This is a genomic window from Nocardioides sp. GCM10028917 (genome assembly GCF_042666175.1).
Classification (GTDB): Bacteria; Actinomycetota; Actinomycetes; order Propionibacteriales; family Nocardioidaceae; genus Nocardioides.
Window position 1 is genome coordinate 378667 of record NZ_JBHTFL010000013.1, and the last position, 25754, is coordinate 404420.

General features: G+C 72.8%; 23 protein-coding genes. 19 read left to right on the plus strand and 4 right to left on the minus strand.

The genetic code is table 11. The annotated features are described in order from the left end of the window. The first annotated feature begins 92 nt into the window (after positions 1-92). Positions 93-1202, plus strand: coding sequence for a GuaB3 family IMP dehydrogenase-related protein (locus ACFQW6_RS21955; RefSeq protein ID WP_378550648.1), 1110 nt, complete (start codon positions 93-95; stop codon positions 1200-1202). Positions 1203-1218: 16 nt separating this feature from the next. Here ACFQW6_RS21955 and ACFQW6_RS21960 read toward each other — a convergent pair whose 3' ends face one another. Further along, the gene (locus ACFQW6_RS21960) at positions 1219-1488 is read right to left on the minus strand and encodes a hypothetical protein (RefSeq protein WP_378550650.1); all 270 of its coding nucleotides are present in this window, start codon (positions 1486-1488) and stop codon (positions 1219-1221) included. A gap of 28 nt (positions 1489-1516) precedes the next feature. Between ACFQW6_RS21960 and ACFQW6_RS21965 the strand changes: the two genes are divergently transcribed. Beyond that, complete coding sequence (locus ACFQW6_RS21965) at positions 1517-2146, plus strand: hypothetical protein (protein WP_378550652.1); 630 nt, start codon at positions 1517-1519, stop codon at positions 2144-2146. Between the two features lie 83 nt (positions 2147-2229). Next, a complete protein-coding gene (locus tag ACFQW6_RS21970) occupies positions 2230-3948 on the plus strand; it encodes a glycerol-3-phosphate dehydrogenase/oxidase (protein ID WP_378550653.1) in 1719 nt (572 codons plus the stop codon). Here the strand turns inward: ACFQW6_RS21970 and ACFQW6_RS21975 are convergent. Further along, a complete protein-coding gene (locus ACFQW6_RS21975; RefSeq protein WP_378550654.1) occupies positions 3945-4472 on the minus strand; it encodes a hypothetical protein in 528 nt (175 codons plus the stop codon). The two genes, ACFQW6_RS21970 and ACFQW6_RS21975, sit on opposite strands and share 4 nt — an antisense overlap. 122 nt (positions 4473-4594) lie before the next feature. On the opposite strand from ACFQW6_RS21975, the gene ACFQW6_RS21980 reads away from it, so the two are divergent. The 3 genes from ACFQW6_RS21980 (at position 4595) to guaA (ending at position 9769) form a co-directional block, all read left to right on the plus strand. Further along, complete coding sequence (locus ACFQW6_RS21980) at positions 4595-6211, plus strand: succinic semialdehyde dehydrogenase (protein ID WP_378550656.1); 1617 nt, start codon at positions 4595-4597, stop codon at positions 6209-6211. After that, complete coding sequence (locus tag ACFQW6_RS21985) at positions 6208-7914, plus strand: GMC oxidoreductase (RefSeq protein WP_378550658.1); 1707 nt, start codon at positions 6208-6210, stop codon at positions 7912-7914. Before ACFQW6_RS21980 ends, ACFQW6_RS21985 begins: the two co-directional genes overlap by 4 nt. Before the next feature lie 277 nt (positions 7915-8191). Continuing rightward, entirely contained in the window at positions 8192-9769 is a 1578-nt protein-coding gene (gene guaA, locus ACFQW6_RS21990; protein WP_378550660.1) for a glutamine-hydrolyzing GMP synthase, read from the plus strand. A gap of 15 nt (positions 9770-9784) precedes the next feature. Here the strand turns inward: guaA and ACFQW6_RS21995 are convergent, their stop codons facing one another. After that, on the minus strand, positions 9785-10147 hold the full coding sequence (locus ACFQW6_RS21995; RefSeq protein WP_378550662.1) for a hypothetical protein: 363 nt from the start codon (positions 10145-10147) through the stop codon (positions 9785-9787). Positions 10148-10180: 33 nt separating this feature from the next. Between ACFQW6_RS21995 and ACFQW6_RS22000 the strand changes: the two genes are divergently transcribed. From ACFQW6_RS22000 to ACFQW6_RS22060, 13 genes are all read left to right on the plus strand, one after another. Further along, on the plus strand, positions 10181-10564 hold the full coding sequence (locus tag ACFQW6_RS22000; RefSeq protein ID WP_378550664.1) for a glyoxalase: 384 nt from the start codon (positions 10181-10183) through the stop codon (positions 10562-10564). A 115-nt stretch (positions 10565-10679) separates the two neighbouring features. Further along, entirely contained in the window at positions 10680-12392 is a 1713-nt protein-coding gene (locus tag ACFQW6_RS22005) for a sodium:solute symporter family protein (RefSeq protein ID WP_378550666.1), read from the plus strand. Between the two features lie 11 nt (positions 12393-12403). Continuing rightward, positions 12404-12724, plus strand: a complete 321-nt coding sequence (locus tag ACFQW6_RS22010; protein WP_378550668.1) for a hypothetical protein — start codon at positions 12404-12406, stop codon at positions 12722-12724. Between the two features lie 20 nt (positions 12725-12744). Beyond that, positions 12745-14004, plus strand: coding sequence for a DUF6986 family protein (locus ACFQW6_RS22015; RefSeq protein WP_378550670.1), 1260 nt, complete (start codon positions 12745-12747; stop codon positions 14002-14004). Then, positions 14004-14879: a factor-independent urate hydroxylase gene (gene pucL / locus ACFQW6_RS22020; RefSeq protein ID WP_378550672.1), complete on the plus strand. Its 876-nt coding sequence runs from the start codon at positions 14004-14006 to the stop codon at positions 14877-14879. Before ACFQW6_RS22015 ends, pucL begins: the two co-directional genes overlap by 1 nt. Continuing rightward, positions 14876-15382, plus strand: a complete 507-nt coding sequence (gene uraD, locus ACFQW6_RS22025; protein ID WP_378550674.1) for a 2-oxo-4-hydroxy-4-carboxy-5-ureidoimidazoline decarboxylase — start codon at positions 14876-14878, stop codon at positions 15380-15382. Before pucL ends, uraD begins: the two co-directional genes overlap by 4 nt. Then, positions 15382-15702 carry a hydroxyisourate hydrolase gene (gene uraH, locus ACFQW6_RS22030; protein ID WP_378550676.1) on the plus strand — a complete coding sequence of 107 codons (321 nt, stop codon included), beginning with the start codon at positions 15382-15384 and terminating at the stop codon, positions 15700-15702. Before uraD ends, uraH begins: the two co-directional genes overlap by 1 nt. A 2-nt stretch (positions 15703-15704) precedes the next feature. Further along, positions 15705-17051: an allantoinase AllB gene (gene allB, locus ACFQW6_RS22035; RefSeq protein ID WP_378550678.1), complete on the plus strand. Its 1347-nt coding sequence runs from the start codon at positions 15705-15707 to the stop codon at positions 17049-17051. After that, entirely contained in the window at positions 17048-17893 is an 846-nt protein-coding gene (locus ACFQW6_RS22040) for a bifunctional allantoicase/(S)-ureidoglycine aminohydrolase (RefSeq protein WP_378550680.1), read from the plus strand. The genes allB and ACFQW6_RS22040 overlap by 4 nt, the downstream gene beginning before the upstream one ends. Positions 17894-18013: 120 nt before the next feature. Continuing rightward, complete coding sequence (locus ACFQW6_RS22045) at positions 18014-19420, plus strand: xanthine dehydrogenase small subunit (RefSeq protein ID WP_378550682.1); 1407 nt, start codon at positions 18014-18016, stop codon at positions 19418-19420. Then, positions 19417-21792, plus strand: a complete 2376-nt coding sequence (locus ACFQW6_RS22050; protein WP_378550684.1) for a xanthine dehydrogenase molybdopterin binding subunit — start codon at positions 19417-19419, stop codon at positions 21790-21792. Before ACFQW6_RS22045 ends, ACFQW6_RS22050 begins: the two co-directional genes overlap by 4 nt. Before the next feature lies 1 nt (position 21793). Further along, entirely contained in the window at positions 21794-22609 is an 816-nt protein-coding gene (xdhC, locus tag ACFQW6_RS22055; RefSeq protein WP_378550686.1) for a xanthine dehydrogenase accessory protein XdhC, read from the plus strand. A 64-nt stretch (positions 22610-22673) separates the two neighbouring features. Further along, positions 22674-24065, plus strand: coding sequence for a guanine deaminase (locus tag ACFQW6_RS22060; RefSeq protein ID WP_378550688.1), 1392 nt, complete (start codon positions 22674-22676; stop codon positions 24063-24065). On the opposite strand, the gene aceB is transcribed toward ACFQW6_RS22060, so the two are convergent. Then, on the minus strand, positions 24022-25602 hold the full coding sequence (aceB, locus tag ACFQW6_RS22065) for a malate synthase A (RefSeq protein WP_378550690.1): 1581 nt from the start codon (positions 25600-25602) through the stop codon (positions 24022-24024). The genes ACFQW6_RS22060 and aceB overlap by 44 nt on opposite strands. Positions 25603-25754: the final 152 nt, after the last annotated feature.

The following is a 25754-nucleotide window of genomic DNA, read 5'->3' on the forward strand; positions in this document are numbered from 1 at the left end:
GAGCTGTGCACGAGCCGTTGCCGAACGCACACACGGCGGACCCCGTCGCCCGTGACCCGGGCTCCCGACGCCTCGCCGATAGGCTGCCGCGCATGAGCGAGATCGAGATCGGCCGCGCCAAGCGCGGTCGCCGCGCGTACTCCTTCGACGACATCGCGATCGTGCCCTCGCGGCGCACCCGCGACCCCGAGGAGGTCAGCACCGCCTGGCAGATCGACGCCTACCGCTTCGACATCCCGGTGCTGGCGGCGCCGATGGACTCGGTCATGTCACCGTCCACTGCGATCGCCCTGGGTCAGATGGGCGGCCTCGGGGTGCTCAACCTCGAGGGACTCTGGACGCGGTACGACGACCCGACCGGTCTGCTCGAGGAGGTGGCCGGCCTCTCCGGGCACGAGGCCACCCGCCGCATGCAGGAGATCTACACCGAGCCGATCAAGCCGGAGCTCATCACCGAGCGGCTCAAGGAGGTGCGCGCCGCCGGCGTCACCGTCGCCGGCTCGCTCTCGCCGCAGCGCACGAAGGACCACGTCAAGGCCGTCGTCGACGCCGGCGTGGACATGTTCGTCATCCGCGGCACCACCGTCTCCGCCGAGCACGTGAGCAGCCAGTCCGAGCCGCTCAACCTCAAGGAGTTCATCTACGAGCTCGACGTGCCGGTCATCGTGGGCGGGTGCGCGACCTACCAGGCCGCGCTCCACCTCATGCGCACCGGCGCTGCCGGCGTGCTCGTCGGCTTCGGCGGCGGGGCCGCCCACACGACCCGCACGGTCCTCGGCGTCGCGGTCCCGATGGCCAGCGCCCTCGCCGACGTCGCCGCCGCCCGCCGCGACTACCTCGACGAGTCCGGCGGCCGCTACGTCCACGTGATCGCCGACGGCTCCATCGGCAGCTCGGGCGACATCGCCAAGGCCATCGCCTGCGGCGCCGACGCGGTGATGATCGGCTCGCCCCTCGCGCGGGCCGTCGAGGCCCCCGGCCGCGGCTTCCACTGGGGGAGCGAGGCCACGCACGCCCAGCTGCCCCGCGGCGAGCGCGTCGGCTTCGAGGCCGTCGGGTCGCTGGAGGAGATCATGTTCGGCCCCTCCCGCGTCGCCGACGGCACCATGAACCTCATCGGCGCCCTGCGCCGCGCGATGGCCACCACGGGCTACACCGAGCTCAAGGAGTTCCAGCGCATCGAGGTCGTCGTCCAGCACTGATCGCGGAGCCGTGAGGTCATCCGGTGACCTTCCGGCTCCGCGATGTCGATCCGGCCGCCCCTCCACAGATGGGCCGACGCGTCTGGTCCCGCTCCGGCGGTGCCAGCAGGCTGGAGCGGTGCGCGACGATCCGGCGCTGCTGCGCCTCTCCGGCCTCCTCGACGCCCAGTGCGGGGTGGTGTCGCGCAGCCAGGCGCTCGGGCACGGCCTGCGCCCCGGCGACCTCTGCCGCCTCGAGCGACGACGCGACCTGGTCCGCGTGCTGCCCCGCGTCTACCTCGCGCACACCGGGGAGGCGACGTGGTCCCCGGCAGGTGCCGGGCGTCGTCGTCGTACGGACCGCCGGGCTCGACGCCCGCGCACGCTGGAACCTCGGCCCGCCCAGGGTGGCGTACGACGACGCGGCGCTCGACGTCGCGCTCGCGGCGCGCACCGAGATGGAGGCGATCGCTGCGGTCGCCCGTGCCGTGCAGAGCCAGCACACGACGGCCGTTCGCATGGCAGGCCTGTTGTCCGAGCGGTCGCGTGCTCCCCGACGCAGGTTCCTGGAGGGCGTCCTGGACGACGTGGCCTCGGGCACGTGCTCGGTGCTCGAGCACGCCTATCTCGTCAGGGTCGAGCGGCCGCACGGGCTGCCGACAGCGATGCGACAGGTGCGGGAGGTGACCGCCAGCGGGGTGGTCTACCGGGACGGGCTGCTCCTGGACATGCCGATCGAGCTCGACGGTCGGCTCGTGCACGACACGGCCGAGCAGCGCGACCGCGACCTCGAGCGCGACCTCGATGCGGCGGTGTCCGGCCGCGGAACCGTCCGGCTCTCGTGGGGTCAGGTGGTCGGGCGGTCGTGCCAGACCGCCGCGAAGCTGTCCTCCCTGGTCGTGCAGCGGGGTGGGCCGCCGGCGTACGCCTGCGGGCCTGGCTGTGCCGTGAGGCAGGCCGCGTGAACACTGATCGCGGAACCGTGAGGTCAGCCGGTGACCTCCCGGCTCCGGGATGTCGATTCGGCCGCCCCTGCGACACTGGCGCCATGACGCTCGCCAAGGCCCTCGATGCCGATCAGCGCGCCGACGCGCTCCAGCAGCTCGGGGCCGGTGAGCTCGACGTGCTGGTCGTCGGCGGCGGGATCGTCGGCGTCGGGGCGGCGCTCGACGCGGTGACGCGCGGGCTCAAGGTCGGACTGGTCGAGCAGCGCGACCTCGCCTCCGGCACGTCGTCGCGCTCGTCCAAGCTGGTGCACGGCGGCCTGCGCTACCTCGAGATGTTCGACTTCGCGCTGGTCAAGGAGGCGCTGGAGGAGCGCGGCCTGCTGCTCACCCGGCTCGCCCCCCACCTGGTCCGGCCGGTGCCGTTCCTCTACCCGCTCGAGCACGCCTGGGAGCGCCCCTACGTCGGCGCCGGCGTCGCGCTGTACGACACGATGGCGATGACCGGCAGGTACGACATGGGCGTGCCCAAGCACAAGCACGTCTTCCGCAAGCAGCTCGCCCGGATGGCGCCGGACATCCGCACCGACAACCTCCACGGCGCGATCCGCTACTACGACTGCCAGGTCGACGACGCCCGGCTGGTGATGACCATCGCCCGCACCGCCGCCAACAACGGCGCCCACGTCGCGACCCGCACCCAGGTGACCGGCTTCCTGCGCGACGGCGACCGCGTCGTCGGCGTACGAGCGCGCGACCTCGAGGGCCAGCGCGACCTCGAGATCCGTGCCCGCGTCGTCATCAACGCGGCGGGGGTCTGGACCGACGAGGTGCAGGACCTGGTGGGCGGCAAGGCGCAGCTCGACGTCGACGCCAGCAAGGGCATCCACGTCGTCGTACCGAAGGACCGGATCAGGTCGGAGTGCGGCTTCATCACCAAGACCGAGAAGTCGGTGCTGTTCGTGATCCCGTGGGGGCAGTTCTGGATCATCGGCACCACGGACACGTCCTGGGACCTCGACCTCGCTCACCCGGCGGCGAGCAAGGCCGACATCGACTACCTCCTGGGTCACGTCAACCGGCTGCTCAAGGACCCGCTCGACCACCGTGACGTCGTCGGCGTGTACGCCGGGCTGCGACCGCTGCTCAAGGCGGTCGCGAAGCAGGGCGAGGGCAACGGTGGGGAGACCACCAAGCTCTCCCGCGAGCACACGGTCGCCAACCCGGTACCGGGCCTCGTGCTGGTCGCCGGCGGCAAGCTCACGACGTACCGCGTCATGGCCAGGGACGCCGTCGACCACGCCATCCGCGACTTCGACGCCCCGCTGCCCTCGATCACCGACCGGGTGCCGTTGATGGGTGCGTGGGGCCACGAGGCCCGCACCAACCAGCGGGTCGCGCTCAGCCGTGCGTCGGGCCTCGAGATCGGGAGGATCGACCATCTGCTCGGCCGCTACGGCGGGCTCGTCGACGAGCTGCTCGCGCTGATCCATCGGCGCCCCGAGCTCGCTGATCCGCTGCCCGGGGCCGAGCACTACCTGCGGGCTGAGGTGCTCTACGCCGTCACCCACGAGGGCGCGCGCCACCTCGACGACGTGCTGGCGCGCCGGACCCGCGTGTCGATAGAGACCTTCGACCGCGGCATCGCCGCCGCGCGGCCGGCCGCTGAGCTGATGGCCGAGGCGCTGGGCTGGGACGACGCGCAGCTCGAGGACGAGGTCGACCACTACCTGCGACGCGTCGAGGCGGAGCGGCAGAGCCAGCTCATGCCCACCGACCAGGAGGCCGACGAGGAACGGGTCAAGGCCCGCGACATCGTCTAGAGGCGCTGGACCGGACCCGGCGCCGACCCGCCGAAGGCCTCGCGCAGGCCGGACCGCTTGCCGTCGGCCTCCAGCGCGTCCGCGACCTTGCCCACCGGCCGGGCCCCGGGCCAGACGTGCACGACCATCAGCGCGAGCGAGACCACGGCGCCCCCGAGGTAGGTGAGGATGCTGCCGTCGGGGAGCACGAACGCGGCGGCCACCGAGGCGATGGCGACGAACTCGGCGATGGCGAACCGCATGATCATCAGCGTCTGCCAGCGGGTGCGGGCCTGCGCGGCTGCGTCCTCGTCCGTGAGCGCAGTCGACAGGGCCGGGGTGCGGTAGCCGACGGCCTCGAGCAGCACGTGCGCGGCGACCCCGGCCAGCACCTGCACCGCCAGCGTCACGAGCGGGACCGACTCGGGTGCGGGCAGCACCGCCGACAACGCGACGCCGATGACGACGAGGGCACTCATGAGCGAGCCCGCCAGGATGCGGGTGGACAGCGCGAAGGGCGCGGACGTGGGCAGCGGCGTCGACATGGCGCGAGCCTAGACGCCGCGGGCGGCCGCGAATCGTTGGACAAAACTGACCGATATGTCGAATGCTGGGACGAAGTGACCAACCGGTAGCAACGGGGTCGACGGCGACCTACGCTGCAACGATGACCGAGCAGACCCCCGCGTCCGGACCTGTCACCGACGGGCCCGCCGACCCCGAGCACGACGCCACCGCCGCCTACGGCCTCGATCGCTCGTACGTCGCCAGCCTGACGCGGCGCCTCGTCAGCACGACCGGTGGGACGGTCGCCGTCGCGTCGCCGATCGGCGGCACGCCGCTCGCGCACGTCCCCCAGTCGAGCCCGGCCGACGTGGTCGAGGCGTTCGCCCGGGCGCGTCGCGCGCAGGCGTCGTGGGCGGCCACGTCCGTCGACGATCGGTCGGCGGCGCTGTTGCGGCTGCACGACCTGCTGCTCGACCGGCAGGAGGAGCTCATCGACCTCGTCGTGTGGGAGTCGGGCAAGGCCCGCAAGGACGCCTACCTCGAGGTCGCCCACCTCGCGCTCACCGCGCGCTACTACGCCCGCACCGCCCACGAGCACCTCGACACCCGGCGCGTCGGCGGCATGTTCCCGGTGCTCACCCGGGCCGAGGTCAACCGCGTGCCGAAGGGCGTCGTCGGCATCATCTCGCCGTGGAACTACCCGCTCACGATGGCGCTCTGCGACGGCATCCCGGCGCTCCTGGCCGGCAACGCGGTGGTGTCGAAGCCCGACGCGCAGACCGTGCTCACCGCGCTGCTCGCCGCCCAGCTGCTCGAGGAGGCCGGCTTCCCGCCCGAGACCTGGCAGGTCGTCGCCGGCCCCGGTCCCGAGGTGGGCGGCGCGATCGTCGCGAACGCCGACTACGTCTGCTTCACCGGGTCCACGGCCACCGGCCGCATCATCGCCCAGGGATGCGCCGAGCGGCTGATCGGCTGCTCGCTCGAGCTCGGCGGCAAGAACCCGATGCTCGTGCTCCGGGACGCCGACGTGCACCGGGCCGCCGAGGGCGCGACCCGCGCCGTGTTCTCCAACGCCGGCCAGCTGTGCGTGTCGATGGAGCGCCTCTTCGTCGCCGACCAGGTCTACGACCGGTTCGTCGACGCCTTCGTCTCCCGCACGCAGGCGATGACCCTCGGCGCCAGTCATGACTGGTCGGTCGACATGGGCTCCCTGATCTCGCAGGCGCAGCTCGACACGGTGACCCGCCACGTCGAGGACGCCGTGGCGAAGGGCGCCCGCGTGCTCACGGGTGGTCGGCACCGGCCCGACCTCGGGCCGTACGTCTTCGAGCCCACCATCCTCGAGGGCGTCGCGGCCGACATGGAGTGCTTCGGCAAGGAGACCTTCGGCCCGGTCGTCTCGCTCTACCGCTTCCACAGCGAGGACGAGGCGGTGGAACGCGCCAACCACGGCACGTACGGCCTCAACGCGTCGGTCTGGACCCGCGACACCGCGCGTGGCCGGGCGCTGGCCCACCGCATCGCGTGCGGCACGGTCAACGTCAACGAGGCCTACGGCGCGACCTTCGGCTCCCTCGGCGCGCCGATGGGCGGCATGCGCGAGTCGGGCCTCGGCCGTCGGCAGGGCGCCGAGGGCATCCACCGCTACACCGAGGCGCAGTCCGTCGCCGTCCAGCGGCTGGTGCCGATCGCGCCGATGCTCGGGATGTCGGAGGAGACCCACGCGAAGGTGATGACCGGGGCGCTGCGGCTGCTCAACAAGCTAGGCCTGCCGTGACCCACTACGACGTCCTGGTCATCGGATCGGGCTTCGGCGGGTCGGTCTCGGCGCTGCGACTGACCGAGAAGGGCTACGCGGTCGGTGTGCTCGAGGCGGGCGCCCGCTTCGAGGACGGCGACTTGCCGGAGAACGGCGGGGACGTGAGGAAGTTCCTCTTCCGGCCCGAGGTGGGCCTCTACGGCATCCAGCGCATCGACCTCGTCCACGACTGCCTCATCCTCGCCGGCGCCGGCGTGGGCGGCGGGTCCCTCAACTACGCCAACACGCTCTACGAGCCTCCGGAGCCGTTCTACCGCGACCCGCAGTGGTCGCACATCACGGACTGGAAGTCCGAGCTCGCGCCCTACTACGACCAGGCGAAGCGGATGCTGGGTGTCACCCAGTACGCCCGGACCACACCCGCCGACGTGGCGATGAGGAAGGTCGCCGACGAGATGGGCGTCGGCCACACGTTCCGGCCCACGCCCGTCGGCGTCTTCTTCGGCGACGCCGGGCAGGCGGAGGGCGAGACGGTGGCCGACCCCTTCTTCGGCGGCGCCGGGCCGGAGCGGTCCACCTGCATCAACTGCGGCTCGTGCATGACCGGCTGCCGGCACAACGCGAAGAACACCCTCGTCAAGAACTACCTCTACCTCGCCGAGCAGAACGGTGCTGTCGTGCACCCGCTGACCACCGTCACCGACGTACGGCCCCGCGCCGGGGGCGGCTACGAGGTCACCGCCCGCTGGACCAAGGCCAAGCTGTCACGCCGGCGTGCGGTCAGGACGTTCACCGCCGACCACGTCGTCTTCTCCGCGGCTGCGATCGGCACGCAGCGCCTGCTGCACCGGCTGAAGGCCGAGGGCTCGCTGCCGCAGATCTCCGACCGTCTCGGCGTCCTCACCCGCACCAACTCCGAGGCGATCCTCTGGGCCACCGCCAACGACGACGCCGTCGACTGGTCGGAGGGCGTGGCGATCACGTCCAGCTTCCACCCCGACGAGCACACCCACGTCGAGCCCGTCCGCTACGGCCGCGGTCGCAACGTGATGCCCCTGATGGCGACCGTGCTGGTCGACGAGGTGCTCGACGAGAAGCGGTGGCGCACCTGGGGCAAGGAGCTGTGGCGCCAGCGCGACGGACTGCGCGACCTCTACTCGCTCGGCTCCTGGTCGCGTCGCACGGTGGTGGCGCTCGTCATGCAGACGCTCGACAACTCGATCACCACGGTGTGGAGGAAGCGCGGCCGCTTCGGCTACATGTCGTCGACCCAGGGCCACGGCGCCCCCAACCCGACCTACATCGCACCGGCCTACGACGCCGTACGACGGCTGGCGCGCATCATGGGCGCCCGTCAGGCCTACGGCGCGATCGGCGAGCCCCTCGGGATGCCGCTGACGGCCCACTTCATCGGCGGCTGCACCATCGGCGACTCCCCGCAGACGGGCGTCGTCGACCCGTGGCAGCGGCTCTACGGCCACGAGGGACTGCACGTCGTCGACGGGTCGGCGATCTCCGCCAACCTCGGGGTCAACCCGTCGCTCACCATCACGGCGCAGGCCGAGCGGGCGATGGCGTTCTGGCCCAACAAGGGCGAGGCCGACGCGCGCCCGGCACTGGGCTCGGCGTACCGCCGGCTCGCCGCGGTGGAGCCGAAGAACCCGGCCGTGCCGGAGGCCGCGCCGGGGGCGCTGCGGCTGCCGATCGTCGGCGTCAGCTGATCCGGCGGACGTCTCCGCAACTTGGTCGGTGCCGGGCCGTAACCACCCCTCGCAGGGGTCGTTGGGCCGGGTGAGGGGCCCGGCAGCCATGCTCCCTCCCAAGGGCCGGGTCTCTCGTCTCGGCAGCTGTTCGCAGTGGCTGGGAGCCAAGCCCCAGGGCCCGATCACCCTCCCTCCCCGATCGGGTCCTGGGGCGTTCCCCGCCCGGTCCCGGCCCCGTCCCCGCCCGGTCCCGGCCCCGTCCCAGCCCGGGGGCGTACGTCGATAGACTCGGCGCGTGACGCAGCCTGGAGAGCACGACCTGGTCCTCGTCGTCGACTTCGGGGCGCAGTACGCCCAGCTGATCGCGAGGCGGGTGCGCGAGGCCCGGGTCTACTCCGAGATCGTCCCGCACACGATGCCGGTGGCTGAGATGCTGGCGCGCAGGCCCAAGGCGATCATCCTGTCCGGCGGCCCGTCGAGCGTCTACTCCGAGGGTGCCCCGGGCATCGACGACCACGTGTTCACGGCCGGGGTGCCGGTGTTCGGGATGTGCTACGGCTTCCAGCTGATGGCCAAGGGCCTCGGCGGCGAGGTCGCCCACACCGGTGCGCGCGAGTACGGGCGCACGCCGGTCTCGGTCTCTGAGCCGGGCACCCTCCTCGAGGGCATCCCGGCCGAGCACAAGGTGTGGATGTCGCACGGCGACTCCGTCGCGCGGGCGCCCGAGGGCTTCACCGTGCTCGCCTCCACCGAGGACACCCCGGTGGCCGCCTTCGAGGACGTCGGCCGCGGTCTCGCCGGCGTCCAGTGGCACCCCGAGGTGCTGCACTCCGAGCACGGCCAGAAGGTGCTCGAGCACTTCCTCCACCACATCGCCGGCGCCCGCCAGACGTGGACCATGCTGAACATCGCCGAGGAGCAGATCGAGCGCGTGCGCGAGCAGATCGGCGACAGCGGGCTGGCGATCTGCGGCCTGTCCGGTGGCGTCGACTCGGCCGTCGCTGCGGCCATCGTGCAGCGCGCCATCGGCGACCGGCTGCACTGCGTCTTCGTCGACCACGGCCTCCTGCGCGAGGGCGAGGCCGAGCAGGTCGAGCGCGACTTCGTCGCCGCGACCGGCGTCAACCTCCACGTCTTCGACGCGCGCGAGACCTTCCTCGCCGCCCTCGCCGGCGTCACCGACCCGGAGGAGAAGCGCAAGATCATCGGCCGCGAGTTCATCCGCGCGTTCGAGGCCGCCGAGGTCCAGGTGCTCGGCGAGGCGGCCGAGCACGGCGACAAGGTCGGCTTCCTCGTGCAGGGCACGCTCTACCCGGACGTCGTCGAGTCCGGCGGCGGCGCGGGCACCTCCAACATCAAGTCGCACCACAACGTCGGCGGCCTGCCCGAGGACCTCGAGTTCGCGCTCGTCGAGCCGCTGCGCACGCTGTTCAAGGACGAGGTCCGCCTCGTCGGCGAGCAGCTCGGCCTGCCGGCGGAGATGGTGTGGCGCCAGCCGTTCCCCGGCCCGGGTCTCGGCATCCGCATCATCGGTGAGGTCACGGCCGACCGCCTCGACATCCTGCGCCGCGCCGACGCGATCGCCCGCCAGGAGCTCACCCGCGCCGGCCTCGACCGCGACATCTGGCAGATGCCGGTCGTGCTGCTCGCCGACGTCCGCTCCGTCGGCGTGCAGGGCGACGGCCGCACCTACGGCCACCCCGTCGTCATCCGCCCGGTGACCTCCGAGGACGCGATGACCGCCGACTGGGCCCGCCTGCCCTACGAGGTGATGGAGCGCATCTCCACCCGGATCACCAACGAGGTGGCCGAGGTCAACCGGGTCACCCTCGACATCACCTCGAAGCCCCCGGGCACCATCGAGTGGGAGTGAGCCGGCCGCTCGAGCTCAGCCCGACTCCTCCAGGCACGTCTCGGTGGAGACGTCGCGCGGGCAACCGCGGAGGTCGGAGCCGATGACAAGCCCGGTGACGAGCGTCGCCAGCACGGCGAGGCCGAGGGCGTACGCCGCCAGCCGGCCGCTGCGGCGCACGAGCGCGCAGAGCGCCAGCGGCAGCCCGGCGACCAGCCCGGTCGCGAGCAGCAGCAGCCGCGTCAGGTCGGGGTCGGTCGAGCGGCCGAAGCCGCCGCCGGTGCAACCGGAGACACCGCAGATGGTGAAGCCGGCGAGGAGCGCGGGACCCGCGGCCAGCACGATGCCGAGGACGACGAGCGCCGCCAGGAGGGGCGCGGAGACGGGCCGAGGGTCCACCCCGCCACCCTGTCAGAGGTCTAGGGTCGCGACATGCCGCGCGCGCTGCACCACCTGGACCTCTGGGTCGCCGAGCTCGCTACCGCGGAGGGGGAGTGGGCGTGGCTGCTCGCATCGTGCGACTGGCAGCGCGACGAGGGGGCGCTGTCGTGGGTGCATCCGGACGGCACCTACCTCTTCATGGAGCACTCGCCCGACCAGCACGGCGCGCACGACCGGCTCCGTCCGGGCGTGAACCACCTCGCCCTCACGGTCGACACCCGGGCCGAGCTCGACCGGCTGCGTGCCGAGTCGACCGAGCACGGCTGGCACGAGCTGTACGCCGACCGCTACCCGCACGCCGGCGGCGAGCAGCACGTCGCGCTCTACATCGAGAGCTCGGAGGGCTTCGAGGTGGAGGTCGTCGTCGGCGACTGACGGCCCCGGGCGGTGGCGGCAACGACCCCCCACGGGGTGGTCGCGGGGAGCGACGCGAGGGGTCTAGGTTGCTGGGTGGCCCAACTGAACCAACGCTGACCCCTCGGGAGGCACCGTGTCCGACACCCTGATCGACGCGAACTGGCTGGACTACCTGCTCGTCGCGATCTACTTCGGCTTCGTCCTCGGCATCGGCGTGATGGCGAGGCGATCGGTCTCGGACTCCCTCGACTTCTTCCTCTCCGGCCGCTCCCTGCCGGCCTGGGTCACGGGGCTGGCGTTCATCTCGGCCAACCTCGGCGCCGTCGAGATCATGGGGATGTCCGCCAACGGCGCACAGCTCGGCCTCCCGACCTTCCACTACTTCTGGGTCGGCGCGGTCCCGGCGATGCTGTTCCTCGGCGTCGTGATGATGCCGTTCTACTACGGCTCCAAGGTGCGCTCGGTTCCCGAGTTCATGTTCCGGCGCTTCGGCACGGGCGCCCACCTGGTCAACGCGATCAGCTTCGCGGTCGCGCAGCTGCTGATCGCAGGGGTCAACCTGGCGCTCCTGGCGGGGATCGTCCGCGCCCTGCTCGGCTGGCCGATCTGGGTCTCGCTGATCGTCGCGGGCGTGGTGGTGCTGTCGTACATCACCCTGGGTGGGCTGAGCGCCGCGATCTACAACGAGGTGCTGCAGTTCTTCGTCATCGTCGCCTCCCTGCTGCCCCTCACCCTGATCGGGCTGCACCGCGTCGGCGGCTGGGACGGGATGACGGACAAGATCACCGCCGCCTCGGAAGGGGCGGCGTCCGCGTCGGCCGCACCGCCGGCGGAGCAACAGCTGAACGCCTGGCCTGGCCAGGCGCTGTCGGGCTTCGACTCCCCGCTGTTCTCGGTCATCGGCATCGTCTTCGGTCTCGGCTTCGTGCTGTCCTTCGGCTACTGGACCACCAACTTCGTCGAGGTCCAGCGGGCGATGGCGTCCGACTCCATGTCCGCCGCCCGGAGGACACCGATCATCGGCTCCTTCCCGAAGATGTTCGTGCCGTTCATCGTCATCGTGCCGGGCATGGTCTCCGCCGTCCTCGTCAAGGAGATGATCGACCTCAAGAACGGCGGCAGTCCCGAGGGGGGTGCGTCGGGGGAGGGCGTCGCCTACAACGACGCGCTGCTGCTGCTCATGCGTGACATCCTGCCCAACGGGCTGCTCGGTCTCGCGATCGCCGGCCTGCTGGCCGCGTTCATGGCCGGCATGGCGGCCAACATCTCGGCCTTCAACACCGTGTTCTCCTACGACCTGTGGCAGCGTTACATCCGCAAGGACCACTCGGACGACTACTACCTGCGGATCGGTCGGCTGGCCACCGTGGGCGCCACCGTGATCGCGATCTTCACCGCGCAGATCGCGCTCGGCTACGACAACGTCATGAACTACCTCCAGACGTTGTTCGGGTTCTTCAACGCCCCGCTGTTCGCGACGTTCATCCTCGGCATGTTCTGGAAGCGGATGACCCCCACCGCCGGCTGGGTGGGACTGGTGGCCGGCACGTTGGCGGCGATCGCGGTCGACCGGTCGGCGGCGGCCGGGGTCTTCGAGCTGGAGGGGCAAGGAGTGGCGTTCGTCGCGGCGTCGGCGGCCTTCACCGTCGACATCGTGCTGAGCATCGTCGTGTCGCTGGTCACGAAGCCCAAGCCGGCCGCCGAGCTCAGGGGCCTGGTCTACTCCGAGACCCCGCGTGAGGAGCGGACCGACCCGAACGAGGCCACCATGCCGTGGTACCGACGCACTCTTCCGCTCGCCGGCGTCTCGCTCGCGATGGTCATCATCCTCAACTTCGCCTTCTGAGAGGGGCCACCATGTCGCACACGACCGATTCCGACGGGTCGAGCGGCCAGCCCAAGAAGGCCGGCCTCTTCGACATCCGCAACATCATCGGCGCCCTGATGGCGCTCTACGGCGTGATCCTCACGCTGGCCGGCCTCCTCGGCGAGCACGAGCCGCGGAAGACGGGCGACGTGAACGCCAACCTCTGGACCGGCCTCTGCCTGCTCGCGCTGGGACTGGGCTTCCTGGGCTGGGCCAAGCTCCGTCCGATCATCGTGCCGCCGGACGTCGAACCGCCGGACGACGACCCGACCCGCCCGGCGCCGCAGCGGAAGCGCCCCCCGGCACACTGACGCGGGTCTAGGGTCTCCGCATGGAGAGCCTCGACCACCTCGTCGGTGGTCTCACGAGCGAGCTCGACACGCGCCTGGCGGCCGTCGATGCGCTGCTCGCGGCGCGCTACCCCGGCGAGCGCGCGGGACGCCAGCCCGTGCACACGGTGTACGTCCCGGCCGACCGCTTCCACCCGGGACTGGTCGGCGACCACCGCGCGGCGGCACTCCTCGCCGTCGACGAGCACGAGGACCGACTGGTCGGGCTCGTCGACGGAGACCGCAGCCTGGTGGCGCGGGTGCGCGCGAAGCTGGGCCGCGAGCCCGTCGAGGACCTGCGCATCGACTTCGAGGACGGCTACGGCACCCGGTCCGACGAGGAGGAGGACGGCGACGTACGACGCGCGGCGGCGTCCCTGCGCGCCGCACTCGACGCCGGGACCGCCGCCCCCTTCACCGGCATCCGGTTCAAGGGGTTCGAGGCGCCCACCCGCAGCCGCGGCCTGCGCACCCTCGCGCTCTTCCTGGCCGGCCTCGTCGAGGACGGCCCGCTGCCGCAGACCTTCGTCGTCACGCTGCCCAAGGTGACCGCGGTCGAGCAGGTGGAGGCGCTCGTCCACGTCGCCGCGCGGCTCGAGCGCGAGCTGGGTCTCGACGACCGCGCCCTGCGCTTCGAGATCCAGGTCGAGACGCCGCAGTCGATCCTCGGCCCGGACGGCAGCGCACTGGTGGCCCGCATGGTGCACGCGTCGGGCGGTCGCTGCACCGGCCTGCACTACGGCACCTACGACTACTCGGCCTTCTGCGGCATCGCCGCAGCGCACCAGAGCCTCGAGCACCCCGTCGCCGACCACGCCAAGGCGGTCATGCAGGCAGCGGCGGCCGGCACCGGCGTACGCCTCTCCGACGGCTCCACCAACGTGCTGCCGGTCGGCACCCCGGACCAGGTCGGTGCGGCGTGGGCCAACCACCTGCGACTGGTCCGCCGCTCGCTCGCGCGCGGCTACTACCAGGGGTGGGACCTCCATCCGGCCCAGCTGCCGACGCGCTTCGCGGCGACCTTCGGGTTCTACCGCGACGGGCTCGCGTCCGCGGCGGGCCGGCTGCGCACCTACGTCGAGCGCCGCGACTCCGGCATCCTCGACGAGCCGGCGACCGCACGCGCGCTCGCTGACTTCCTGCTGCGTGGGATCGACTGCGGCGCCCTGTCGCAGACCGAGGTGACCGAGGGGACCGGGCTGCACGCACACCGGCTCGCCGGGCTGGCGCACCGCGCCACGGAGACAGGAGGCAGGGGCTGATGAGCACGCGAGAGGGCACGGGGATCGTGCTGGGACCGAACCGCTACGGCAAGGCCGAGTCGCGCGTCGTACGCATCGTGCGCGACACGACGCGCCACGAGATCCACGACCTCAACGTGTCGACCTCGCTGTACGGCGACTTCGCGGCCGCGCACACCGACGGCGACCAGTCGCAGGTGCTGCCGACCGACACCCAGAAGAACACGGCGTTCGCGTTCGCCAAGCGCCACGGCGTGGCCTCGCCCGAGGACTACGCGATCGCGCTCGGCACCCGCCTGCTCGAAGCCACGCCGGCCGCGGACGGAGCCGTGGTGCAGGTCGAGGAGTACGCGTGGGACCGGATCCCGGTCAACGGCTTCGGCCACGACCACGCGTTCGTGCGCCGCGGCGGCGAGGTGCGCACCGCGGTGGTGGAGGTGACGGCGGCGGGGCCGTCGGTCAGCACCGGGCTCAAGGACCTGGTGGTCCTGAAGTCCACCGGCTCGGAGTTCAAGGGCTTCCTCCGCGACGACTACACGACGCTCGCCGACGCCGACGACCGCATCCTCGCGACCGCGCTCCGCGCGGAGTGGCACCACCGGGACGGCGCGCGGCCCGACTGGAGCACGACGTACGAGTCGGTGCGGGCGCTGCTGCTCGAGACCTTCGCGACCACCTACAGCAGGGCCCTGCAGGAGACGCTCTACGCGATGGGTCGTGCCGTGCTCACCGCCCACGAGGACATCACCCGGATCGCCTTCGCGGCCCCCAACAAGCACCACTTCCTGGTGGACCTCGAGCCGTTCGGGCTGGACAACCCGGGCGAGGTCTTCTTCGCGGCGGACCGCCCCTACGGGCTGATCGAGGCCGAGGTCGTGCGAGAGGGGTCGGCATGAACGTCGTACGCCTCGACGGGGCCAGCGACGAGGACGCCCGCCGGCTGCTGCTCACCTGCATGGACGCGCCGCAGTGGGCCGACCGGGTGCTGGCCGGCCGGCCGTACGACACCGTCGGCGAGGTCGAGGCCGCCATGGTCGTGGCGTCGGCGGCCATCTCCGACGAGGAGCTCGAGCAGGCGCTGGCGCGCCACCCGCGCATCGGCGAGCGCGCCGACGCGGACAGGCACGACGCCGCCCACTCCACGCGCGAGCAGTCGGGCGTCGACCGGGACGACGCCGACCTGGCCCGTCGCCTCGAGGAGGGCAACCGGGCCTACGAGGACCGCTTCGGCCGGGTGTTCATCGTCCGGGCCGCGGGCCGCAGCGGTGCCGACATCCTCGAGCACCTGCAGCAGCGCCTCTCCAACAGCGACGAGCTCGAGCGCGCCGCGACGATCGACCAGCTGACCCAGATCGCGGTCCTGCGGATGCGGGAGCAGCTGGGGGAGGGGGCGTCCTGATGGCGTCGCTCAGCACGCACGTCCTCGACACCTCGGCGGGCCGGCCGGCCGAGGGGGTCCGGGTGAGCCTCGAGGCGGCGGACGGCACGCTCCTCGCCGCCGGGGTGACCGACGCCGACGGCCGGGTCGGCGACCTCGCCGCCGACCTGCCGCCCGGTGAGCACCGCATCCGCTTCGGCACGGGCGCCTGGTTCGAGGCGCGGGGCGTCGCCGCGTTCTACCCCGAGGTCGTGGTGGCGTTCACCGTGGGGGAGGACGAGCACTACCACGTGCCGCTGCTGCTCAACCCCTTCGGCTACTCGACCTACCGGGGGAGCTGAGCATGGCCGAGGAGACCGCGCCGGAGACCCTGGTGCGGGCCGGTCGCGCGGTCGTCGGCGGTGCCGAGCGGCCCGCCTCCGTCCGTCTCCGCGACGGGGTCGTCGTCGCCGTCGGTGCGTACGACGCCCACGCCGACGGTGCGGACGTGGTCGTGCTGGCCGACGACGAGGTGCTGCTGCCGGGACTCGTCGACACCCACGTCCACGTCAACGAGCCGGGACGCACCGACTGGGAGGGCTTCGCCAGCGCGACCCGCGCCGCGGCCGCCGGGGGCGTCACGACGATCGTCGACATGCCGCTCAACAGCATCCCGCCGACGACCACGGTCGCGGCGCTGGAGGCGAAGCGGGCGGTCGCCGCCGACCAGGCGTGGGTCGACGTCGGCTTCTGGGGCGGCGCGGTCCCGGGCAACGTCGCCGAGCTCGCCCCCCTCCACGACGCCGGGGTCCTCGGCTTCAAGTGCTTCCTGCTCGACTCGGGCGTGGAGGAGTTCCCCCACCTCGCGCCGGCCGGGCTGGCCGACGCGATGGCGGAGGTCGCGCGGATCGGCTCGCTCATGGTCGTGCACGCCGAGGACGCCGACGAGCTCACCGAGTGCCCCCACGGTGCGGCGTACCGCGGCTTCCTGGACAGCCGGCCGGACGCCGCGGAGGAGCGGGCGATCGCGCTCGTCATCGACACGGCCCGGCGCACGGGTGCTCGCGCCCATGTCGTGCACCTCAGCGCCTCGGGTGCCGTGCCGGCGCTGCGAGCCGCCCGGTCCGACGGCGTCGACGTGTCGGTGGAGACCTGCCCGCACTACCTGCACTTCGACGCGGCGACGATCACCGACGGCGCCACGGAGCTCAAGTGCTGCCCCCCGATCCGCGGTGCCGCCAACCGCGACGCCCTCTGGCAGGCGCTCGTCGACGGCGACATCGACCTCGTCGTCACCGACCACTCGCCGTGCACCGCCGAGCTCAAGCACGGCGACACGGGCGACTTCGCCGATGCCTGGGGTGGGATCGCCTCGCTCCAGCTGGGCCTGCCGATCGTGTGGACGGGCGCCCGCGAGCGCGGCGTACCCCTCGTCGAGGTGGTGCGCTGGATGGCCACCGCCCCGGCCCGCCGGGTGGGGCTGGCTGGCAAGGGGGAGATCGCCGTGGGCGCCGACGCGGACCTCTGCGTCTTCGCGCCCGAGGAGGAGTGGGTCGTCGACGCGGCGGCGCTGCACCACAAGAACCCGGTGACGCCCTACGCCGGGCGTACGCTCACCGGCACCGTGCGCGCGACGTGGCTGAGGGGGCGACGGGTCGACCTGTCGGGCCCACCGCGCGGCCGACTGCTGAGGAGAGGGGAGCGGCCATGACCTACTGGGTGCCGAGGGGAGGGCTGCCGCCGCAGACCGACCTGACGACCGGCCGGTCCGGGCGTGCGGTCTTCACCGAGGCGTACGCCGTGCTGCCCCGCGGCACCATGACCGACATCGTCGCCAGCCGGCTGCCGTACTGGGACGACACCCGGCTGTGGGTGATCGCCCGGCCGCTGTCCGGCTTCGCCGAGACGTTCTCGTGGTACGTCGTGGAGGTGGCGCCCGGCGGCGGGTCCGAGCGGCCCGACGACGACCCCGACGCGGAGTCGGTGCTCTTCGTCGTCGGCGGGCGGGCGACGCTGACCGTCGGCGACGACATCCACGCGCTCGAGCCCGGCAGCTACGCGTTCGTGCCGCCGGGGACGACCTGGACGCTGCGCAGCGACGCGGCCGGCACCGAGCCGCTCACCTTCCATTGGATTCGCAAGGCCTACGAGCGCGTCGACGGCATCGACGTCCCCGAGCCGTTCGTCGTCCACGAGGACGACGTCGCGGCCGAGCCGATGCCCGACACCGACGGCGCGTGGGGCACCCAGCGCTTCGTCGACCCGCTCGACGTGCGGCACGACATGCACGTCAACATCGTCGGCTTCGAGCCCGGGGGAGCGATCCCGTTCCCGGAGACCCACGTGATGGAGCACGGCCTCTACGTCCTCGAGGGCAAGGCCGTCTACCTGCTCAACCAGGACTGGGTCGAGGTGGAGGCGGGCGACTTCATGTGGCTGCGCGCCTTCTGTCCCCAGGCCTGCTACGCCGGCGGGCCGGGGCGATTCCGCTACCTGCTCTACAAGGACGTCAACCGGCACCCGCGACTGCACCCGAAGTCGGCCCCGATGTGACAGCCGATGTGAACCGGGTCACGTAGGATGGGCGGTGGCAGGTCGTCGTTCGGCATGGACAACCGGCGACCCGTGACTCCCTGAACCATGCGACGTCTGCGCTGCCCGAGGGGAGAGCACGTGCCGGATCCGCAGGTCACCGTCAACGGGGAGGCGCGCCCGCTCGCCGGGACGCCCACCCACACCAACGCGCTCGACTTCCTGCGCGGCCTCGGTCTCACCGGCGCCAAGGAGGGCTGCGCGGAGGGCGAGTGCGGTGCCTGCGCCGTGATGGTCGCCCGCCCCGAGGGGACCGGCAGCCGCTGGACGCCGGTCAACGCCTGCCTCGTGCCGGCCCTCGCCCTCGACGGGCAGGAGGTCGTCACCGCTGAGGGGCTCGGCACGCCCGACCGGCTGCACCCGGTCCAGGCCGGGCTCGCCGCCGCAGGCGGCTCCCAGTGCGGCTACTGCACGCCCGGCTTCGCCTGCTCGATGGCGGCGGAGTACTACCGGCCCGGCCGCGAGACAGGTCCTGACGGGTTCGACCTGCACGCCATCGCCGGCAACCTCTGCCGCTGCACCGGCTACCGCCCGATCCGCGACGCGGCCCGGGCCCTCGGCAGTCCCGCGCCCGTGGACCCGCTGGCCGAGCGGCAGGCAGGCCCCGCCCCCGCGGTGGTGCCGACCCGGGTGGACGGGTTCGCCCGTCCCGCCGACCTCGCCGAGGCCGTCGCGCTGCTGGCCGAGCACCCCGACGCCGTGGTGGTCGCCGGGTCGACCGACTGGGGCGTGGAGGCCAACCTGCGCGGCCGCCGGGCGTCGTACGTCGTCGCGGTCGACCGGCTGCCCGAGCTGCGCGGCGTCTCGACGGACGGTCCGGTCGAGATCGGTGCCGCGCTGACCCTGAGCGAGGTCGAGGCCGCGCTCGGCGACACCGTGCCACTGCTCGCGCAGGTCTGGCCGGTCTTCGCCTCGCCGCTGATCCGCAACGGCGCCACCATCGGCGGCAACCTCGCGACCGCGTCGCCGATCGGTGACCTCGCCCCCGCCCTGCTCGCCCTCGACGCGACGCTGCTGCTCGCCTCTGGCACCGGCGACCGGGAGGTCGCGCTGGCCGACTTCTTCACCGGCTACCGAGAGACCGTGCTGCGGTCCGGCGAGCTGGTCCGGGCGGTGCGGGTGCCGACGCCGCTCGCCGCCCACACCACGTTCCGCAAGATCGCCAAGCGGCGCTACGACGACATCTCCAGCGTCGCCGTCGCGGCCGCCGTCGACGTCGTCGACGGCACGGTCGTGAGGGCTCGCATCGGCCTCGGCGGCGTCGCGGCCACGCCCCTGCGCGCCCGTGACACCGAGGCCGCCCTCGAGGGGCGGCCGTGGACGCAGGAGACGGTCGAGGCGGCCTCCCGGGTGCTGGCGGGGGAGGGCACGCCGATCGACGACCAGCGGGCCAGCGCCAACTACCGCTCGGCGATGCTGGGCAACGCCCTGAGGGCATGGTGGGACGAGGCGTGGGACGAGGCGTGGGACGAGGGAGGTGCGCAGTGAGCCACCTCTCCGAGCGCCCCGACGACGCGGTCGTCGGCCTCGCCCTGCCCCACGAGAGCGCGGCCCTGCACGTCACCGGCCACGCGCTCTACACCGACGACCTGGTGCACCGCACGCCCCACGTCCTGCACGCACACCCCGTCTGCTCGCCCCACCCGCACGCCCGGGTCACCCGCGTCGACCCGGCGCCTGCCCTGGCCGTACCGGGAGTGGTGCGGGTGCTGACCGCCGACGACGTGCCCGGCACCAACGACGCCGGTGTGAAGCACGACGAGCCGCTGTTCCCCGACGTCGTGATGTTCGTCGGGCACGCGGTCTGCTGGGTGCTGGGCGACACTCTCGAGGCGGCCCGCGTCGGCGCGGCCGCCGTCGAGGTCGACTACGAGCCGCTCCCCGCGATCGTGTCGCTCACCGAGGCGATCGACGCCGAGCACTTCCAGGGCGGTCGGCCCGTCATCGCCCGGGGTGACGTCGACGCCGGCCTGGCGGGTGCGAGCCACGTCTACAGCGGCGTCACGGAGATGGCCGGCCAGGAGCACTTCTACCTCGAGACCCACGCCTCGCTCGCCCTCGTCGACGAGGGCGGCCAGGTGTTCGTGCAGAGCAGCACGCAGCACCCGAGCGAGACGCAGGAGATCGTGGCCCACGTGCTCGGCCTCGACAGCCACCACGTGACCGTGCAGTGCCTGCGGATGGGTGGCGGCTTCGGTGGCAAGGAGATGCAGCCCCACGGCTTCGCGGCCGTCGCCGCGCTGGGGGCTGTCCTTACCGGCCGACCGGTGCGCCTGCGCCTCAGCCGCACCCACGACATGACGATGACCGGCAAGCGCCACGGCTTCCACGCGCAGTGGCGGGTCGGCTTCGACGACGACGGACGGCTGACCGCGCTCGAGGCGACGCTGACCTCCGACGGCGGCTGGAGCCTCGACCTCAGCGAGCCGGTGCTGGCGCGGGCGCTGTGCCACGTCGACAACGCCTACTGGATCCCGCACGTGCGCCTGCACGGCCGGGTGGCGCGCACCCACAAGACGTCGCAGACCGCGTTCCGCGGCTTCGGCGGCCCGCAGGGGATGCTGGTGGTGGAGGACATCCTGGGCCGCTGCGCCCCGCTGCTCGGGATCGACCCGGTCGACCTGCGTCGGCGCAACTTCTACGTCGACGGCCAGGCCACGCCCTACGGGCAGGTGGTCCGCCACCCCGAGCGGCTGGTCGCCGCGTGGGAGCAGGTGCTCGCCAGCGGCGACGTCGTACGCCGTCGCGCGGAGGTGGCGGCCTTCAACGCCGCCCACCGCCACCGCAAGCGCGGCCTCGCGGTGACGCCGGTGAAGTTCGGCATCTCCTTCAACTTCACCGCCTTCAACCAGGCCGGCGCACTGGTGCACGTCTACAAGGACGGGTCGGTGCTGATCAACCACGGCGGCACCGAGATGGGCCAGGGGCTGCACACGAAGATGCTCCAGGTGGCGGCCACGACCCTCGGCGTACCCCTCGCGAGGATCCGCGTGGCGCCGACCCGGACCGACAAGGTGCCCAACACCTCCGCGACCGCGGCGAGCTCCAGCACCGACCTCAACGGCGGGGCGGTCAAGGACGCCTGCGAGCAGGTCCTGGCCCGCCTGCGCGAGGTCGACGCGGGCCGGGGCCTGGCGTGGGAGGAGCTGGTCCGCGAGGCCTACTTCAGCCGCGTCCAGCTGTGGGCGGCCGGCTTCTACCGGACCGAGGGGATCCACTGGGACTCCACGCAGATGAGCGGGCACCCCTTCAAGTACTTCGCCTACGGCGTCGCGGCGGCGGAGGTCGAGGTGGACGGCTTCACCGGCGCCCACCGCACCCGGCGCGTCGACATCGTGCACGACGTCGGCGACAGCCTGTCCCCGCTGGTCGACCTCGGGCAGGTCGAGGGCGGCTTCGTGCAGGGCGTGGGCTGGCTGACGATGGAGGATCTCCGCTGGGACGAGTCCCACGGCCCGGGGCGCGGCCGGCTCACCACCCAGTCCGCCAGCACCTACAAGCTGCCGAGCCTGGGCGAGCTGCCGGATGAGTTCAACGTCGCCCTGCTCGAGCACGCGCACGAGGACGGCGCGGTCTACGGCTCGAAGGCGGTCGGTGAGCCGCCCCTCATGCTGGCGTTCGCGGTGCGCGAGGCGCTGCGCGAGGCGGTCGCGGCGTTCGGACCGGAGGGCGCCAGCGTCGAGCTCGCCTCACCGGCCACGCCCGAAGCGGTCTTCTGGGCGGCGGAGCGCGCCCGGGCTGCGGCCCCGGACCACGTCGTCGAGGGCCTGCCCGGTGCCGTGCCCGACCGGCCGGACCCGGAGGCGCCGGCCCTGCACCCCCGGTCCGAGCAGGCCGCCCGCGCGGCGGGGGAGGCCTGACGTGCATTGGCTGGGAGCGGTCGAGAGGCTGCGGGAGCAGCGGCGGGCCGGGGTGCTGGTCACGGTCGCGGACGTCCGCGGGCACGCCCCTCGTGACGCCGGCGCCAAGATGGTCGTCTCGGCGGACGCGTCGTGGGGCAGCGTCGGGGGCGGCAACCTCGAGGAGACGGCCCTCGCCCGCGCCCGGGCGATGCTCGACGAGGGGGCCGACGCCCCCGAGCAGCTCGTCCTCGGCCTCACCGACAAGGCCCGCACCGACCACGGCCGGCAGTGCTGCGGCGGGGAGGTCACCCTGCTGCTCGAGCCGCTGCCGGTGGTGGGCTCCGTGGCGGTCTTCGGGATCGGCCACGTCGGCCTCCAGCTCGCCCGCATCCTGGCGGCCCACGACCTCGAGCTCCACCTCGTCGACTCCCGCCCGGGCCTGCTCGCCGACGAGCGCCTGGCACTGCCGGCCGACGGGGAGGCGCGCGTGCGGGTCCACCACTCGCCGGTCCCCGAGCTGGCGCTCGGAGCGGTCCCCGCCGGCACCCACGTCCTGGTGATGACCCACGACCACGCCGAGGACTTCGCCCTCTGCGACGCCGCACTGCGCTGCACCCACCTCGGATCGGTCGGGCTGATCGGCTCGGCGGCGAAGCGGGCCCGCTTCCGCACGGGCCTCGCGGTGGAGGGGCACGACGACGCGACGATCGACCGCATCCGCTGCCCCATCGGGCTGCCCGCTCCCCCCTCCAAGGTGCCGGCCGCGATCGCCGTCTCGGTCGCCGCCGAGCTGATGGACCTCCTGGCCGCCGACCACGCACGGATCTCCCGATGAAGACCACCCCACGGCGTTCTTCTCCTCCGCTTCGCTCCCCCGAACAACCCCGCGGGGACCCCGGATGAGCGGTGCGGGGGTCGTCTACCGGGCCCGCGCCTACGACGCCCCCGACGATCCGTTCACCACGAGCGGCGCGGCCTTCCGCTACGACGACGACCTCGGGCTCGCCGTCTCCGACGACGGGGTGATCACCGACCGCGGCCCGTTCGCCTCGGTGGCCGCCTCCCGCGCCGACGCGCCCGTCATCGACCTCCGGTCCGGCCTGCTGCTGCCGGGCCTCGTCGACACCCACGTCCACTTCCCCCAGGTGCGGGTGATCGGCGCCCTCGGCATGCCGCTGCTCGAGTGGCTCGAGCGGTGCGCCCTTCCGGAGGAGGAGCGCCTCGCCTCGACGTCGTACGCCGCCACGGTGGCCGGCGAGCTCGTGGCAGGTCTCGTCGCCGCCGGGACGACCACGTCGCTGGTCTTCGGGTCCCACTTCGCGCCCGCGGTCGACGCCCTCTTCGCCGAGGCCGAGCGGTTCGGGCTGCGGATCACCAGCGGGCTCGTGGTCAGCGACCGCGTGCTGCCCGAGCCGCTGCTCACCACGCCCGAGCGCTCCCGCGACGAGGCCGTCCGGCTGGCGAAGGACTGGCACGGCCGCGGCCGGCTCCGCTACGCCGTCACACCGCGCTTCGCGCTCTCGGCCTCCGACGCGATCCTGGCTGCGTGCGCCGACGTCCTCGCCGCCGTCGACGGCGCCTGCTTCACCTCGCACGTCAACGAGAACAACGCCGAGGTCGCCACGGTCGCCGACCAGTTCCCGCACCGGGACCACTACGTCGACACCTACGACCACCACGGCCTGCTGGGTGGCTGCTCGGTGCTGGCGCACAACGTGCACCCGACCGACGCCGAGCTCGCCGTGCTGGCGGCCCGGGGCACCGCGGTGGCCTACTGCCCGACGAGCAACGCCGCCCTCGGCTCGGGGATGTTCTCGCTGCGTCGCCACGTCGCGGCGGGCGTGCGCGTCGCGCTCGGCAGTGACGTCGGTGCGGGCACCGGCTTCTCGATCTTCAAGGAGGGCCTGCAGGCCTACTTCCTGCAGCACCTGCTCGGCGCCGACGGGCTGCCGCTGGCAGCGGGGCACCTGCTGCACCTGAGCACCGCGGCGGGAGCGGCGGCGCTGGGCCTCGGTGACGTGACCGGAGACCTGAGCCCGGGCAAGCAGTTCGACGCGATCTGCGTGCGGCCGCCAGTCGGCACCGCGCTCGACATCGGGCTGCGGCACGCGGGCTCGCCGGAGGAGGCCCTCGGCAAGGTGTTCGCGCTCGCCGGTGACGCCGACGTCGCCGACGTGTGGGTCGGTGGCGACCAGGTGGCCTCCGGTGGGTTCGTCCGGCCGGTCGGTCCCTCGGCCAGTGGCTCGGTCAGTCCCCCCGCGCCAGCAGGACGTCGTACGCCTGCAGGGTGAGGAAGTCGGGGAAGTCCTCGCCCAGCGCGCAGTCGACGAAGAGCCGGCGGGCGTCGTCGTCGACCGCGCCGCCGAGGGCCTCGTGCTCCTCGGCGACCAGCCGCTCGACGAGCTCGCGCGTCACGACCTCGCCGGTGTCGAGCGTGGCCTCGTTGTAGACCCACTGCCACACCTGCGAGCGGGAGATCTCCGCCGTGGCGGCGTCCTCCATGAGGTTGTCGATGCCTGCCGCGCCGTTGCCCGACAGCCAGGCGTGGAGGTACTGCATGCCGATCCGCACGTTGCCGCGCAGCCCCGCCTCGGTGCGCTCTCCCGGCGTCTCGCCGACCGCCAGCAGGTCGGCAGCCGAGACCGCCACGTCGTCACGGAGCACGTCGAGCTGGTTGTCCCGCCCGTCGAGGACGGCGTCGAACACCTCCTCGCACAGCGGCACCAGGTCCGGGTGGGCCACCCACGAGCCGTCGAAGCCGGCGCGGGCCTCACGGGTCTTGTCCTCGCGGACCTTGGCGAAGGCGCGCTCGTTGACCTCGGGGTCGCGCCGGCTCGGGATGAAGGCCGCCATCCCGCCGATCGCGAAGGCTCCGCGTCGGTGGCAGGTCCGGACGAGGAGGTCGCTGTAGGCCGTCATCATCGGCGCCGCCATCGTCACCGCGTTGCGGTCGGGGAGGGTGAAGCCGGGTCCCGCGTCGCGGAAGTTCTTGATGATGCTGAACAGGTAGTCCCAGCGGCCGGCGTTGAGCCCGGCCGCGTGGTCGCGCAGCTCGTGGAGGATCTCGTCCATCTCGAAGGCCGCGGTGATGGTCTCGATCAGGACGGTCGCCCGCACCGAGCCGTGCGGCACCCCGAGTGACGCCTCGGCGTGGGTGAAGACGTCGTCCCACAGGCGCGCCTCGAGGTGCGACTCCATCTTCGGCAGGTAGTAGTAGGGCCCGCTACCGGCGGCCAGGAGCTCGCGGGCGTTGTGGAAGAAGTGCAGGCCGAAGTCGACCAGGGCCGCGACGACGGGGCGGCCGCCAGCGGTGAGGTGGGCCTCGTCGAAGTGCCAGCCGCGGGGGCGGGGGAGCACCACCGGGGTGCTCGCCGGGTCGGCGACGGCGTACTCCTTGCCCTCGGGCGAGGTGAATGCGAGGCGTCCGCGGACGGCGTCGCGCAGGGTGAGCTGGCCGCCGACGACGTTGCGCCAGTGCGGCGTGTTCGCGTCCTCCAGGTCGGCGAGCCAGACCCGCGCGCCGGAATTGAGGGCGTTGATCGCCATCTTCGGGTCGGTGGGGCCGGTGATCTCGACGCGGCGGTCGCGCAGGTCCGCAGGCACGGGTGCCACCGTCCAGTCGGAGTCGCGCACGTCCGCCGTCCCGGGCAGGAAGTCGAGCCGGCCGGTCCGGGCGATCTCCTCCCGTCGCGTCCGTCTCGCCGCGAGCAGCTCGTCGCGACGATCGTGGAAGCGGGCGTCGAGGTCGGCCACGAAGGCGAGCGCCTCGGAGGTGAGCACCTCCTCGGACCGTGGGACGGGCGGGGCGGACACGTCGAGGCCGGTCATGGCTGTCACGCTAGCCGTCGGCGCGCACCGGTGGTCCAGTCCACAGCGGCCCCACGAGCCCGTTTTGGTAACGAAGCGGCAACAGCCGGGTCGGCGATCTGGACGTGACGGTGGTCACTCCATATGTTGCGTGGGACAACATATGTACGCGC

Coding starts and splice junctions, on each gene's coding strand:
- ACFQW6_RS22010 (WP_378550668.1), top strand. CDS start 12,404: ATGTCGCACACGACCGATTCCGACGGGTCGAGCGGCCAGCCCAAGAAG.
- ACFQW6_RS21970 (WP_378550653.1), top strand. CDS start 2,230: ATGACGCTCGCCAAGGCCCTCGATGCCGATCAGCGCGCCGACGCGCTC.
- ACFQW6_RS21955 (WP_378550648.1), top strand. CDS start 93: ATGAGCGAGATCGAGATCGGCCGCGCCAAGCGCGGTCGCCGCGCGTAC.
- ACFQW6_RS22015 (WP_378550670.1), top strand. CDS start 12,745: ATGGAGAGCCTCGACCACCTCGTCGGTGGTCTCACGAGCGAGCTCGAC.
- allB (WP_378550678.1), top strand. CDS start 15,705: ATGGCCGAGGAGACCGCGCCGGAGACCCTGGTGCGGGCCGGTCGCGCG.
- uraD (WP_378550674.1), top strand. CDS start 14,876: ATGAACGTCGTACGCCTCGACGGGGCCAGCGACGAGGACGCCCGCCGG.
- ACFQW6_RS22060 (WP_378550688.1), top strand. CDS start 22,674: ATGAGCGGTGCGGGGGTCGTCTACCGGGCCCGCGCCTACGACGCCCCC.
- ACFQW6_RS21980 (WP_378550656.1), top strand. CDS start 4,595: ATGACCGAGCAGACCCCCGCGTCCGGACCTGTCACCGACGGGCCCGCC.
- uraH (WP_378550676.1), top strand. CDS start 15,382: ATGGCGTCGCTCAGCACGCACGTCCTCGACACCTCGGCGGGCCGGCCG.
- ACFQW6_RS22000 (WP_378550664.1), top strand. CDS start 10,181: ATGCCGCGCGCGCTGCACCACCTGGACCTCTGGGTCGCCGAGCTCGCT.
- ACFQW6_RS21975 (WP_378550654.1), bottom strand. CDS start 4,472: ATGTCGACGCCGCTGCCCACGTCCGCGCCCTTCGCGCTGTCCACCCGC.
- pucL (WP_378550672.1), top strand. CDS start 14,004: ATGAGCACGCGAGAGGGCACGGGGATCGTGCTGGGACCGAACCGCTAC.
- ACFQW6_RS22040 (WP_378550680.1), top strand. CDS start 17,048: ATGACCTACTGGGTGCCGAGGGGAGGGCTGCCGCCGCAGACCGACCTG.
- aceB (WP_378550690.1), bottom strand. CDS start 25,602: ATGACCGGCCTCGACGTGTCCGCCCCGCCCGTCCCACGGTCCGAGGAG.